General features: G+C 69.1%; 14 protein-coding genes. 2 read left to right on the top strand and 12 right to left on the bottom strand.

The window, feature by feature from the left end; genetic code table 11:
* Window positions 1-21 precede the first annotated feature (21 nt).
* The gene (locus ABC766_RS10525; protein ID WP_179697860.1) at window positions 22-1035 is read right to left on the bottom strand and encodes a WD40 repeat domain-containing protein; all 1014 of its coding nucleotides are present in this window, start codon (window positions 1033-1035) and stop codon (window positions 22-24) included.
* On the bottom strand, window positions 1032-1706 hold the full coding sequence (locus ABC766_RS10520; RefSeq protein WP_345822150.1) for a YoaK family protein: 675 nt from the start codon (window positions 1704-1706) through the stop codon (window positions 1032-1034). The genes ABC766_RS10525 and ABC766_RS10520 overlap by 4 nt, the downstream gene beginning before the upstream one ends.
* A 207-nt stretch (window positions 1707-1913) precedes the next feature.
* On the opposite strand from ABC766_RS10520, the gene ABC766_RS10515 reads away from it, so the two are divergent.
* Both ABC766_RS10515 and ABC766_RS10510 read left to right on the top strand, forming a co-directional pair.
* Window positions 1914-2342, top strand: a complete 429-nt coding sequence (locus ABC766_RS10515; protein ID WP_043380355.1) for a response regulator — start codon at window positions 1914-1916, stop codon at window positions 2340-2342.
* A 24-nt stretch (window positions 2343-2366) separates the two neighbouring features.
* Window positions 2367-2732 (top strand): photosystem reaction center subunit H, encoded by a 366-nt coding sequence (locus tag ABC766_RS10510; RefSeq protein WP_342140754.1) that lies wholly within the window; start codon window positions 2367-2369, stop codon window positions 2730-2732.
* 97 nt (window positions 2733-2829) lie between these two features.
* Here the strand turns inward: ABC766_RS10510 and ABC766_RS10505 are convergent, their stop codons facing one another.
* From ABC766_RS10505 to proB, 10 genes are all read right to left on the bottom strand, one after another.
* Window positions 2830-3459 (bottom strand): DUF2939 domain-containing protein, encoded by a 630-nt coding sequence (locus tag ABC766_RS10505; RefSeq protein ID WP_345822149.1) that lies wholly within the window; start codon window positions 3457-3459, stop codon window positions 2830-2832.
* Between the two features lie 24 nt (window positions 3460-3483).
* A complete protein-coding gene (locus tag ABC766_RS10500; RefSeq protein ID WP_345822148.1) occupies window positions 3484-4038 on the bottom strand; it encodes an RNA pyrophosphohydrolase in 555 nt (184 codons plus the stop codon).
* Window positions 4039-4132: 94 nt separating this feature from the next.
* Window positions 4133-5368 carry a divergent polysaccharide deacetylase family protein gene (locus tag ABC766_RS10495; protein ID WP_179697861.1) on the bottom strand — a complete coding sequence of 412 codons (1236 nt, stop codon included), beginning with the start codon at window positions 5366-5368 and terminating at the stop codon, window positions 4133-4135.
* Window positions 5369-5539: 171 nt separating this feature from the next.
* Window positions 5540-6880 (bottom strand): S41 family peptidase, encoded by a 1341-nt coding sequence (locus ABC766_RS10490; protein ID WP_043358098.1) that lies wholly within the window; start codon window positions 6878-6880, stop codon window positions 5540-5542.
* Entirely contained in the window at window positions 6880-8232 is a 1353-nt protein-coding gene (locus tag ABC766_RS10485) for a murein hydrolase activator EnvC family protein (protein WP_043380513.1), read from the bottom strand. Before ABC766_RS10485 ends, ABC766_RS10490 begins: the two co-directional genes overlap by 1 nt.
* A gap of 21 nt (window positions 8233-8253) precedes the next feature.
* Window positions 8254-8748, bottom strand: coding sequence for a 23S rRNA (pseudouridine(1915)-N(3))-methyltransferase RlmH (gene rlmH / locus ABC766_RS10480; protein WP_345822147.1), 495 nt, complete (start codon window positions 8746-8748; stop codon window positions 8254-8256).
* Between the two features lie 15 nt (window positions 8749-8763).
* Window positions 8764-9153: a ribosome silencing factor gene (rsfS, locus tag ABC766_RS10475; protein ID WP_075381505.1), complete on the bottom strand. Its 390-nt coding sequence runs from the start codon at window positions 9151-9153 to the stop codon at window positions 8764-8766.
* Window positions 9154-9210: 57 nt separating this feature from the next.
* Entirely contained in the window at window positions 9211-9885 is a 675-nt protein-coding gene (locus ABC766_RS10470) for a nicotinate-nucleotide adenylyltransferase (protein WP_345822146.1), read from the bottom strand.
* 19 nt (window positions 9886-9904) lie between these two features.
* Window positions 9905-11203 (bottom strand): glutamate-5-semialdehyde dehydrogenase, encoded by a 1299-nt coding sequence (locus tag ABC766_RS10465; protein WP_342140759.1) that lies wholly within the window; start codon window positions 11201-11203, stop codon window positions 9905-9907.
* Between the two features lie 158 nt (window positions 11204-11361).
* Window positions 11362-12477 (bottom strand): glutamate 5-kinase, encoded by a 1116-nt coding sequence (gene proB / locus ABC766_RS10460; protein ID WP_342140760.1) that lies wholly within the window; start codon window positions 12475-12477, stop codon window positions 11362-11364.
* Window positions 12478-12498 lie beyond the last annotated feature (21 nt).

Below are 12498 nucleotides of genomic sequence, written 5' to 3'. Positions count from 1 at the left end.
CAGCCGGAGCCGCGACAGGCTTCAGCCCGGCAGCGTCAGCAAGCCCGCCTTGCCGTCGGCACAGCCGAACAGCAATCGGCCGCCGCGGCCATCCCAGGCGAGCGCGGTCACGCCGCTGCCCGATACGGCCGGACGGACCAGGAGTTCGGCCGCGTCGGTGAAGCGGACCAGCAGGATGCAGCCATCCTCGTAGCCCATGGCCAGAACCGGCGCCTTCGGGTGGAACGCCACCCGGGACACGCGGGCCGGACGGACGCCGCATTCCCGCGGAGCCTTGCCGGTCGGTCCCTCCTTGGAGTCGAAGGGCCAAATGATCGCCGCCTCGGCGCCGCTCGTGGCGAGCCAATGGCCATCGAACGACCAGGACATCGAGCGGACCTTGCCGGGATAGCCCGACATCCGCATGTGGCCGCGATCCGGCTGGAGCCGCCAGCCGTGCAGGCTGTTCTCCTGCATGGTGGAGACCACGAACCGTCCATCCGGCGACCACGTCACGTCGATATGCGAACCCTTCCAGCCGATCACCTCGGCGGGCGTCTCCAGGTTCGGGTACCAGAGGCTCACGCCATTGTAGTGGGCGACTCCGAGGCGATACCCCTTGGGCGCGAAGACGAGGCCGCGGGCGGAGGAAGGCGCTTCGAAGGTCTTCTCGCGACCCTTCGCGTCCCGGGCCACGACCGTGCGGCCCGCCGACCATGCCACGGCGCCGTCGGGATGGACGGCGAGCGCATCGATCCACGCCCCACCCTTGGAGAGGCCGACCGGCTCCATCGTCCCATCCGCGCGGATCGCCACCACGCGGCCGTCGTCGCCGCCCGTGAGCAGGCGGTCGCCGCCACCGGCAGCCACGAGGATGCCGCCGTCGGGATGGGCCGCGAGGCGGGTCAGGCCGTCGTCCTTCGCCAGGACGACGGTGCCGTCGCTCAGCGCCAGAGCCGGCACATCCTTGAGGAAATGCGTCGCGAGCACGTGTTCGCCGGGCTCCAGCGCGGCGACGTGACTGGTGAGGGAGGGATTGCTGATGGCGCTGCTCATGTCGGGGGGACATTTGCGGCCAGCGGCGCGGCGCGCAAGACCATGAAGGCGGTAATCAACGCCAGGCCGCCCGAGACGGCCGCCGGGGCGACCAACGCGTACAGGCCGAATTGCTGATAGGCGTGGGCACCGAGGAAGGCGCCGAACAGCAGCGACATCCAGACCAGAGCATCGCCGATCCACCCCAGCGGATCGCCGGTGCGGGTCAGGGCCTGCGCGATCTTCTGGCCGAGGCTGAACAGTGCCCCGGTCACGAAGGTGGTCCCGGCTCGGAAGCCCGTGACCTGCGCCAGGACAGCGTTCTGCGATCCCATCGCCAAGGCGACGAAGAAGGCCGCGAGGCCCAGCTCGGGCGACTCAAGACCGATCCCCAGACCGGCGAGGATCAGCAGGGTTTCGTAGGCCAGCACCGCGGGCGTCGTCCACCGGGCCGGGACCAGGATGGCCAGCCCGCTGCCGAGAACCGACCCCGCCAGGAAGGCGACGATCAGGGTCGCGGGCAGGATCATGCGATACAGGTCGGCCCCGGCGCCCAGGACCGCGAGCTGCGTGGTGTTGCCGCTCATGAACGACATGTACAGGCCGCCGAGACGCACGAAGCCGAGTGCGTCGACATAACCGGCGAGGCCCGTGAGGAGCAGGCCGGAGCCGAGCTGCCAGGGACGCCTCACGACCGGGCCTCCCCGTCACGGCGCGGTAACGAACCATTAACCATTCGGACGGCTTCGTTGAGGGACGCCGGGCCGCGGTTAACGCGCCGCTCACCAAACCCGAGCAATTCGATGCAAACACGGTGAACGCCGCGTCGGAAGGGGCCGTTGCCCTTACGATCCGGCCCGGGGCCATCGAGCCCCCGCCGGGTGAGTGGGAGTTGCGTCATGGTTCCGTTCGCCGCCGCATTCGTCTGCCCGTCCATGCCCGTCCCGGACCGGGCCGCCACGATCCTGATCGTCGAGGATGAGCCGACCGTGTGCGAACTGGCCGCCGAGGCGCTGCTCGAGGAAGGGTATCGGGTGCTCACCGCTGCGGATGCCTGGGAAGCCGAGGCCATCCTGGCTCGCGAGAGCGTCGACCTGCTCTTCACGGATATCGACCTCGCCCGCAATACGAACGGCCTGTCGCTGGCGCGTTGTGCCCGCGAGCTGTCTCCCGACCTCCCGGTCGTCTACACCTCCGGCGGCCGGGCTTGCCTTCCGCCGTGCGAGGCCGTTCCAGGCTCGGTGTTCGTGCCGAAGCCCTATCGTCCGAGCCAACTCGTGGCGCTGACGCAGGACGTCCTGCGCGCCGCGCTCCTTCATGCCGTCTGAACTGGACCTTCGAGGACATCCGCCATGTGGCGCTCCCTTCCCGCAATCGGCTTCGCCCTCGCCGCCGCGATCGCTGCATCGCCGGCCCGAGCCGCCTGCGACGTGAAAGGCGCGCAGATCGAGGAGGCGATCGCCAAGAAGAGCGCGCTGCGCGAGGATGCCAATGCCCAGCTGGTGCGCGACCTGCGGACCCTGCGCGATGCCGCGATCGTCCTCGAGAGCTACAAGTTTCCCGGCGAGTGCGAAGTGCTTCTCGGCATCGTCCGGTCGCTCCTCGCCAACCCGAGCAAGACCATCGAGCAGAGCGGCGACACCGATGAGGAGAAGGCCGAGGATCTGAACGAGGCGCGCCAGCCCAAGGCTGCCGGCGGCACCCCGACGGCGAAGTAGCCATGCCCCGCTCCGTACGGCACGGGTCAGGCGCAAGTCCGCGTCGACCCGAATACGCGGGCGCGGAAGTCGGCCGGACGCGTCGAGGGCCCGTCGTCTAACGCTCCTCGCCGGCGCTGGCGCCGATCTTGGCGCGAGCCAGAGCCCGGCTCAACTTGGCGGCGATCTGCTCGCGCAGAACATCGGCCATCTCGATATCCACGAGGCGCCAGCTCAACCCGCGCAGCCGCAGCCGGATGCGCGTGCGCTCGGTGCGCGATCCCTCGGGCGGGATCGGGATCACGACGGCGCGAAAGCCCCGCATCTCCAACGCCGTATAGTATGACACGAGCCGCCCGAGACCGCGGATCGCCAAGCCCTCGGGATGAGCGCCGGCCGGCCGCTCGACGTCGAGCTTGTCGGGCCAGCCATTGGCCAGAAGGTCCATCACCGTTTCCGGCGTCACCATCGTTTCGGAGAGTGCAAGCGCCAGGCCGTAGGCGGCGTCGTTGAGGCGCTGGCGGTCGCGGGGCTCGAGGTCAGGATCGGTCTCGGATGCCGTGCGCATTGCCGCGGTGATCTGCCGGACCAGCGAAAGTCGCAGGGTCCTGAAGTTCACATGGCCCTCGACATAGGCGGCATCGTGCCGGCGGACCGCCTGCGCGAGGTCGTAGAGCGACCACAGCGGGCTCATGGTGAAGGCAAGCCACGCGATAGCCAGGGCGAGCGGGATCGCGAGCCAGCGCATGGCCTCAGCGTCCCGTCCGCGCGGTCAAGGCTGCGCCGACCATCGATCGAGACCGGAGAAGGCCGCGACGACCCCCTCGTAGACCGGCCGCTTGAAGGGAACGATCAGATCGGGAAGTTCGGCGAACTGCGCCCAGCGCCACGCATCGAATTCCGGCTTGTCGGCGCCGCCCCCAGGATTGAGCACGTCGATCACGTCCTCGCTGCCCAGGAAGCCGTAGGCGAACCATTTCTGCGTCTGGCCACGATACCGACCCTTCCAGGCCTGCTTCACCACGGCCGGTGGCAGGTCATAGGCGAGCCATTCGGGGATCTCGGCGAGGAGCTTCAAGGCCTCCGGCGGTACGTTCGTCTCCTCATAGAGTTCGCGGCGCGCGGCTGCCTCGGGATCCTCGCCGGGATCGATGCCGCCCTGAGGCATCTGCCACATGTGCGGGCCGGCCACATGCTCAGAACCCGCACCCTTTTTGCGCCGTCCGACGAACACGCCGCCCGATGGCGCAATCAGCGCGATGCCCACGCAGGGGCGGTAGGGCAGGGCGGTGCCCAGGTCCGAATCCGTTACCATCGAGACGACCATAGGTCAGGGGTGGCCGTTGCGGCAACGCCGCCCAAGTCTTTCCCGATCCCGGTGGGAGTGGATCTACTTGCGCTGACTATAATCACGCGCGTCCTCAATCTGCCGTCGAGACCCGCTTGTCGCGGACGCCGCGCAGCGCAACGCTCGCCGGGACCAAGCGCAGACCGCGGGCGTCGATGTCCTTCGCCCAGCGGGCGATCCGGTCGACGCTCAGTGCCGTTCCGGTCGCCGAGACGAGGACGAAGCCATTGGCACGCGCCCGGGCTTCCGCCTGCGCCAGGGCCGCATCGATGGCGTCGGCGCGCGGCGTGGTGTCGAGGACGATCTCGGCGCGGGCGATCGGTGTCTTGCCCTTGTTGGCGGGCATCGTCGCGGCCTTGGGCGCCGTTCCGTCGTCGAGGAACCCCAGGCCACGGGCGCCGATCTCGCGCAGCACCGGCTCGAAGGCCGCATCGGCCATCAGCTTGGCGCCCATGAAATTCACGAGGCCCACATAGCCCGAGAAGCGCGTCATCGCCCAGGCAAGACGATCGGCATTCTCCGGCCCCCTCAGGGCCGTCAGCAGAGTCTGGGGCCCCGGATCGCTGTCGGGGTAATCGAACGGCTCCATCGGCAGCTGCAGGAAGATCTCGTGGCCGGCATCCCGCGCACGTGCGGCCGCGTGCTCGGCCTCGCCGCCATAGGGGAGGAAGGCGAGGCTGACGGCGGCGGGCAAGCGTGCGGTGGCCACGGCCGTCGTGGCTTGGCCGATGCCCAGCCCGGTCACCACGATGGCGATGCGCGGACCGGTGCCGGGTTCCTCGGAGCGGGCATAGACGTCGAGCGGGCGGATGCGCCCCTCGCCGAGCTTCGGCATCAGCCCGTGGCGTCCGGCCTCGCTGATCCGCGGATCAGGCGCCGGGACGAGCCGCGGTGCATTCGGCGGCGGTACGCGGATCACCACCGCATCGCTCGGACCGCTGCCGGGCGGCCGCACCACCGTCACGCCGGACGCGGTCTCAACCTCCTCGGCGCTGCGCTGAAGCGGGGCCGTGCTGGGGGCAGTCGCAAGGACCTGGGGCTGCAGAGTGGGAGGCGCCTGTGTGGCCGGACGCATCGTGGGTTCGCGCATCGCGATCGCGACCTGCACGCGGGGTTCGCCGCCGTCGGGATCCCCGAGGGCGAGGACAAGGCCGGCTGCCACTGCAAAGCCGGCCGCGATCGCGGCAGCAGCGATACGGGGCCGTCGGGCAGCCGCGATCAGCTGCCCGAGCCGGCTCGTGGGCTGCGCCGGCACCGCCTCAGGCACCCCGAGGGGGCGCGTGAGGATATCGTCCGTGGACTCGGTCAAGCGGCTCTCGATGCGGGATCACGATTGCTGCGCCGATCGGCAATGCGCCAATCCTTCCGTCCATTGCCGGCGGTTATGGTTAACGTTCCGCTAATGCCCGGTCCCGGAACGGAAAATCCCGCCCGGCGCGGCGCCGGGCGGGATCGGGTCGTCAGGGCGTTCCGAACGCCGTCAGTTCGGCAGGCTGGGCTTCTGCTGCTGCGCCGAAGGCGTGCCGTTGGCGGCGCCCTTCTGGATGCCGTGCAGGAAGTCGACCGCCGAGATCAGCTGCTTGTCCTTGGCCGGATCCGGCGGAACGTAGGCGGAGGATCCACCGCGCTCGTCGGTATCCTTCTGCTTCAGGTGACCCTTCAACCCTGCCTCACCCTTGGTCTCGTCCTTGCCCTTCAGCTCGTCCGGGACCTCCTGCAGGACCTCGACATCCGGTTCGATGCCCTTGGCCTGGATCGAGCGACCCGACGGCGTGTAGTAGCGCGCCGTGGTCAGACGCAGGGCGCCCGAACCGCCGAGGGGGATGATCGACTGCACCGATCCCTTGCCGAAGGAGCGCGTACCCATGATGGTCGCGCGCTTGTGATCCTGCAGGGCGCCGGCCACGATCTCGGAGGCCGAGGCCGAGCCGCCGTTGACGAGCACCACGATCGGCTTGCCCTTGGTCAGGTCGCCCGCCTTGGCGGAGAAGCGCTGGGTCTCGTCCGGATTGCGGCCGCGGGTGGAGACGATCTCGCCGCGATCCAGGAAGGCGTCGGACACCATCACGGCCTGATCGAGCAGGCCGCCCGGGTTGTTGCGCAGGTCGACGATGTAGCCCTTGATCTTGTCGGCCCCGATCTCGCTCGACAGCTTGTCGATCGCAGCCCGCATGCCGTCGAAGGTCTGCTCGTTGAACTGGGTCAGGCGGATATAGGCGACGTCGCCGCCTTCGACCTTCGAGCGTACCGGCTTGATCTTGATGACGTCGCGGGTGAGCGTGACGTCGATCGGATCCTTCGACTCCTTGCGGGTGATCTTGAGCTTGACGCTCGAATTCACCGGGCCGCGCATCTTGTCGACCGCCTGATTCAGGGTGAGGCCCTGAACCTGATCGTCATCGATCTGCGTGATGATGTCGTTGGCGAGCAGCCCCGCCTTGGCAGCCGGCGTATCGTCGATCGGCGTGACGACCTTGATCAGGCCGTCCTCCATCGTGACCTCGATGCCGAGACCGCCGAACTCGCCGCGCGTCGTGGTCTGCATGTCACGGAACGCCTTGGCGTCCATGTAGCTCGAATGCGGGTCGAGCGACGTCAGCATGCCGTTGACGGCTGCCTCGATCATCTTCGATTCGTCGGGCTTCTCGACGTAGTCCGTGCGGACCTTCTCGAAAACGTCGCCGAACAGGCTGAGCTGGCGATAGGTCTCGGCCGAGGCAGCCACCGCCCGCGGGCCCGACAGGAAGTCGGTCTGGGTGGCCACCATGGAGGTGCCGGCACCGAGGAAGGCGCCGAGCATGATCAGGGAAGTCTTGCGCATCAGCCGCGAACCTTCTCGCCAAGTACCGTATTGTTCGGGCTCTTCGCCCACCACGGCTCCGGATCGATGGAGCCGCCGTCCTTCTTGAACTCGACGTACAGGGTGGGATCACCCTCGGACCCGCCGGGACCCGCGCTCTTTTCGCCCATGGTGCCGACCGGCTCGCCCGCGAGCACGAACTGACCGACCTCGACGCTGATCTGATCCATCCCCGCTAGCAAAAGATAGTAGCCGTCGCCAGCGTTGATGATCAAGAGTTGCCCGTAGGACCGAAACGGCCCGGCGAACTGCACCCACCCGTCGGCCGGGGACGAGACGGACGCCTTGGGACGGGTCGTAAACGACACGCCGCGGGTGGTGCCACCATTGCCATCGGGCTGGTTGAAGCCGCGTGCGACGCGTCCGCTCACCGGCCGCGGCACTTCGCCCCGCGCCTCGGCGAAGTGAACTTTGGGTGCCAATCGGGCGGGGTCGCGGAAGCCGGCCGCGGCGAAGCGCTCCTGGGTGATGCGCGCCTCCCGCTCCGCGGCTGCCTTGGCCTCCTCGGCGGAGCGCTTCGCCGCTGCGACCTCTGCCTCCGTGCGATCGAGCAGGTCCTTCAGGTTCTTGGCCTGCGCACCGAGTTCGGCGGCCCTGCGGCGCTCGGCCGTGAGGCCGCTCTCGATCTCGGCCTGACGGGCGCGGCGGGCGGCGACCAGCGCCTGCAGGCGCTGCTGTTCGCGCGCCCAGCCGGCAAGGTCATTGGACAGCCCTTCCTTGTCCTGCGCGATCAATCCGCGCAGCCTGATCATTTCCGCGAGATCGGCCGCCAGGGTGTCGACCTCGCCGCGCAGTTCCGGCACCACCGCGCCAAGCAGCATCGAGGTCCGGATCGCCGCGAGCACGTCTTCGGGGCTCACCAGAACGGCCGGCGGCGGCCTACGCCCCATGCGCTGGAGCGCCGCCAGGATCTCGGCGACGATGCCGCGTCGGCCCTGCAGCGAGTGGCGGATCGCTGCCTCGCTCTCGCTCATCGCCTTCAGGCGCTCCTCCAGGCGGCTCAGGCGGTCTTCCGTCGCCTGCGCCTGTCGGCCCGCATCGAGAAGGGCGGCGTCGAGCTTCGCCCGGTCAGAGCCGATGGCTGCGATCTCCGACTCGAACTGCGAACGCTGGCCGGCACTGGCCGCGATCGCATCCTGGACGCGCTTCAGATTCTCGGCCCGGCGCTCACGTTCCTCATTGGCACGTTGAATGGCTTCGGGGTCGGTGGCCGGAGGCGTCTCGGACCGCGCGGCCGAGCCGATCGAGACGAGGGCGACCAGGGTCAGCGTCTGCAGCGCGCGTCTTGACGCGGACTTCGACCCGGCCGTCATCTCAGGGATGGCCATAGGGGGTCAGCCCGCCTCACCGCGATGGTAGGGGTGCCCCGACAGGATGGTGAGGCTGCGGTAGAGCTGTTCGAGAGCGAGCACGCGCACGAGTCCATGGGGCAGGGTGGCGGCCCCGAAAGACAGGATCAACTCCGCCTTCGTCCGAATTGAGGCGTCGAGACCGTCCGGACCCCCGATCGCCACCACGAGTGCCGGCCGGGCGGCATCGCGCCAAGCGGCGACGCGTTCGGCCAGCGCCTCGCTTCCGATATCGGCACGACCGCGTTCGTCATAGGCGACCAGCACACCGCCAAGCGGCATGTGGCCCGTCAGGGCCGCCGCCTCCTCGGCACATCGGTCGAGGGCGCGACGGGCACGGGATTCTGCGATCTCGATGCTGTCGCAAGTGGCGAAGCCGAGCCCGCGACCGAGTTGCGCGGCACGGTCGCGATATCGTGAGGCCAGCTCGCGCTCAGGACCGGCCTTCAGACGTCCGACTGCGGCCAGAATCAGGCGCATCGGCCGCGGTCCGGATCAGCCGGCCGCGATCCCGACCGGGCGGTCGGCGCCCCACATCTTCTCGAGGTTGTAGAAGCCGCGGACCTCGGGACGGAAGATGTGCACCAGCACGTCGCCGGCATCGATCAACACCCAGTCGCAGGCCGGGAGGCCCTCGACCCGGGCATTGCCGAAGCCGCGGTTCTTCATTTCCTGAACGATCTTGTCGGCGATCGAGCCGACATGCCTCTGCGAGCGCCCAGAGGTGATGATCATCGTGTCGGCGAGCGACGTCTTGCCGGCCAGATCGATTGCGATCGTCTCCTCGGCTTTCATGTCATCGAGGCATTCGAGCGCAAGGGCCTTCAGGTCGTCCGAGCGCGCCTGACCGGCTTCCACCGGGGCTTGGACGGGGGTGCGGATCATCTCCGTGCGGCTGGTCTCGGGCAGAGTCCTGGTTCCTCGTTCTGCCACACGGCGGCGTCATGCCGTGCGGGATGACATGAAATTGGCGGTATCGGTCGTCGATTGCAACCGCGCTTGCGTCCGTCGTGACGTCCTTGGCCCCGTACTTGCGCGAATCTGCGTGGACGACAGGCTCGAACGCGGTCCGTGCAGGAACACCCAGGCCGGCGGCGGCCGCAGCGGGAGGGTCGATGCCGCCTCCTCGGGAATCCGGGCGTCGGCCAAGCGCTGCGCAGCCCGGGCGCTGAGCGGTGTCATGGTGAAACCCGGCCGGTCGATGACGACGATCGGCAGGAGCCGGGCGATCTCGGCGAAACCCTTCCAGCGATGAAAGGTGCCGAGCGAATCCGCCCCCATGATCCAGACGAAGTGCACGCCGGGGCAGCGGCGCTTGAGGAAGCGCAGGGTCTGGACCGTGAAGCGGACGCCCAGAGCCGCTTCGATGCCGGTCACGGCGATCCGCGGATGACGGGCGATGCGGTGGGCCTGGGCAGACCGCACCTCCACCGAGGGGAGTGCGCTCCGGCTCTTGAGCGGATTCCCCGGGCTCACCAGCCACCAGACCCGATCCAGGCCGAGCCGACGCAGTGCCGCGAGGGTCACGTGCCGGTGGCCCAGATGGGCGGGATTGAAGGACCCGCCATAGAGGCCGATCCGCATGCCGGGGGCGCTCGGCGGCAGGGTCAGCCGCACGCCGGATCTTCAGCGCAGGTCACGGGCGCGTCTGGCCGTTGCCGTGGACGCGATACTTGAATGTGGTCAGCTGCTCGACCCCCACCGGCCCACGCGCGTGCATCCGCCCCGTGGCGATGCCGATCTCGGCCCCGAAGCCGAATTCGCCGCCATCGGCAAATTGGGTGGAGGCATTGTGGGTGACGATGGCCGAATCGACCTCGGCGAGGAAACGGGTCGCCGCCGTATCGTCGTCGGTGATGATCGCGTCGGTGTGATGCGAGCCGTAGGTCTCGATGTGCTCGATGGCCGCTTCGATCCCGTCGACGACCCGCACCGCGATGATCGCGTCGAGATACTCGGTATGCCAATCCTCCTCGGAGGCAGCGGTCACCCGCGGATCGACGGCGCGCGTCTCGGCATCGCCGCGGACCGCGCAGCCGCTCTCGAGCAGCGCGTGGACCAGCGGCGCAAGATGGGTCGCGGCACAGGCGCGGTCGACCAGCAGGGTCTCGGCGGCGCCGCAGACGCTCGTGCGGCGCATCTTGCTGTTGAGCAGCACGGTGCGGGCCATGTCGAGGTCGGCCGCTGCGGCGACGTAGACATGGTTGATGCCGTCGAGATGGGCGAAGACCGGAACGCGCGCCTCGGCCTGGACGCGTTCCACGAGGCCTCGACCGCCCCGCGGGACGATGACATCGACGCAACCGTCGAGGCCCGCGAGCATCAGCCCGACGGCGGCGCGGTCGCGGGTCGGCACCAGCTGGATGGCGTCCTCCGGCAAGCCGGCATCGGCGAGCCCGCGGCTCATGGCCCGCGCGATCGCCATAGCCGTGCGATGGCTGTCCGAGCCGGCGCGGAGGATCGCGGCGTTGCCGGCCTTGAGGCAGAGCGCACCCGCGTCCGCAGTGACATTCGGGCGCGCCTCGAAGATCACCCCGACGACGCCGAGCGGCACCGCGATGCGCTCAATCAGCAGGCCGTTCGGCCGCTCGATGGCGGCCAGCTGACGTCCGACCGGATCGGCCAGGGAGCCGACCTTCTCGACGGCATCCGCCATGCCGGCGAGCCGCCCGGGATCCAGGGTGAGACGGTCGATCAGGGCGGCGCTCTGGCCCGCGCTCCGGGCGGCGGCCACGTCCCGCGCGTTCTCGCTCAGGATTTCGTCACGGCTCGCCCGGATCCGCTCGGCGATCAATTTGAGCGCCCCGTCCTTGGTTCGCGCCGAGGCCAGCGCCATACGCCGGGCCGCCGCGCGGGCCCGACGGCCGATGGCCGCCATCTGCTCCGGCAGGGTATCGGCCTCGGCGAAGTCCGATCTCAGGTTCAGGACGGGCACGCTGGCGTCCTCGACGTGCGACGGCCGCAGGAACGGCCAGACGATGGAAAGCGCCGTATTTGCACACCCGACACCGGTCCGACAAGAGTGCCGGCTCGTGATTGGGCGCAATGATCGGAGCGGAAAATTGTAAATAGATTAGTTTAGATCGGCATTTTCTAGAACAGTGCCAAGTCATCGCGATGCACCATCCAAGCGCGGCCCGGATAATTGAGCAAGTCCGGGATATGCGCGCTCGGGTGACCGATGATGAGCGCAGCCTCGGCGCTGTCATACGCCACCAAGCCGCGGCCGAGGATCCGTCCCGCCGGATCACGGATCAACACGGCGTCGCCGCGGGAGAAGCTGCCCTCGATCGATCGGACGCCGACCGGCAGGAGGCTGGCGCCGCTCCGCAGCGCCTGCTCGGCACCGGAATCGATCGTCAGGGTGCCGCGCGGCTCCAGGGATCCCGCGATCCAGGTCTTGCGGGCGGCCGTCGGGGTGGAGCCCGAGAGGAACCATGTGCAGCGCGCGCCCTCTATCATCGCCTTGAGCGGGTTCTTCCCGCGCCCGTCGGCGATGACCAAGTGGGTGCCGCCCGAGGCCGCGATCTTGGCGGCCTCGACCTTGGTGCGCATGCCGCCCCGCGACAGCTCGGAGGCCGGCCCGCCGGCCATGGCTTCGATCTCCGGGGTGATGCGCTCGACGACGGCGAGGTGGCGGGCCTCCGGATCGTTCTTGGGCGGCGCGGTGTAGAGACCGTCGATATCCGAGAACAGGACCAGGACGTCGGCATCGATCATGGTGGCGACCCGGGCCGCCAGCCGGTCGTTGTCGCCGTAGCGGATCTCGGACGTCGCCACGGTGTCGTTCTCGTTCACGACCGGGACGGCGCGCATCTCCAGGAGTTTCAGGACGGTGGCGCGGGCGTTGAGGTAGCGGCGGCGCTCCTCGGTATCCTGGGGCGTCACGAGAATCTGGCCGGCGACGATGCCGTGATGGCCCAGAGCCTCGGCCCAGTGGCGGGCCAGCGTGATCTGCCCCACGGAGGCCGCGCCCTGGCTCTCCTCCAGGCGAAGGGCGCCGGGTGGAAGGCCCAGCACCGTCCGGCCGAGGGCGATGCTGCCGGAGGACACCACCAGCACGTCGACGCCGCGCCCGTGCAGCTCCGCGATGTCCTCGGCCAGCGCCGCGAGCCAGGCGTGGCGCAGGCGGCCGGCACTGCGATCGACCAGCAGGGCCGAGCCGACCTTGATGACCACACGGCGGAATTCTTCGAGGGCAGGGATCATGATTCTTGCGAAAACGCGCGT

Origin of the sequence: Methylobacterium fujisawaense, assembly GCF_039619325.1 — a bacterium.
GTDB lineage: Bacteria > Pseudomonadota > Alphaproteobacteria > Rhizobiales > Beijerinckiaceae > Methylobacterium > Methylobacterium fujisawaense.
This window is presented reverse-complemented; position numbering and strand designations above follow the sequence as displayed.

Bases quoted from the DNA above. Each gene is read 5' to 3' on its own strand.
- ABC766_RS10525 (WP_179697860.1), bottom strand. From the start codon at position 1,035: ATGAGCAGCGCCATCAGCAATCCCTCCCTCACCAGTCACGTCGCCGCG.
- ABC766_RS10515 (WP_043380355.1), top strand. From the start codon at position 1,914: ATGGTTCCGTTCGCCGCCGCATTCGTCTGCCCGTCCATGCCCGTCCCG.
- ABC766_RS10510 (WP_342140754.1), top strand. From the start codon at position 2,367: ATGTGGCGCTCCCTTCCCGCAATCGGCTTCGCCCTCGCCGCCGCGATC.
- ABC766_RS10505 (WP_345822149.1), bottom strand. From the start codon at position 3,459: ATGCGCTGGCTCGCGATCCCGCTCGCCCTGGCTATCGCGTGGCTTGCC.
- ABC766_RS10500 (WP_345822148.1), bottom strand. From the start codon at position 4,038: ATGGTCGTCTCGATGGTAACGGATTCGGACCTGGGCACCGCCCTGCCC.
- ABC766_RS10490 (WP_043358098.1), bottom strand. From the start codon at position 6,880: ATGCGCAAGACTTCCCTGATCATGCTCGGCGCCTTCCTCGGTGCCGGC.
- ABC766_RS10485 (WP_043380513.1), bottom strand. From the start codon at position 8,232: ATGACGGCCGGGTCGAAGTCCGCGTCAAGACGCGCGCTGCAGACGCTG.
- rlmH (WP_345822147.1), bottom strand. From the start codon at position 8,748: ATGCGCCTGATTCTGGCCGCAGTCGGACGTCTGAAGGCCGGTCCTGAG.
- rsfS (WP_075381505.1), bottom strand. From the start codon at position 9,153: ATGATCCGCACCCCCGTCCAAGCCCCGGTGGAAGCCGGTCAGGCGCGC.
- proB (WP_342140760.1), bottom strand. From the start codon at position 12,477: ATGATCCCTGCCCTCGAAGAATTCCGCCGTGTGGTCATCAAGGTCGGC.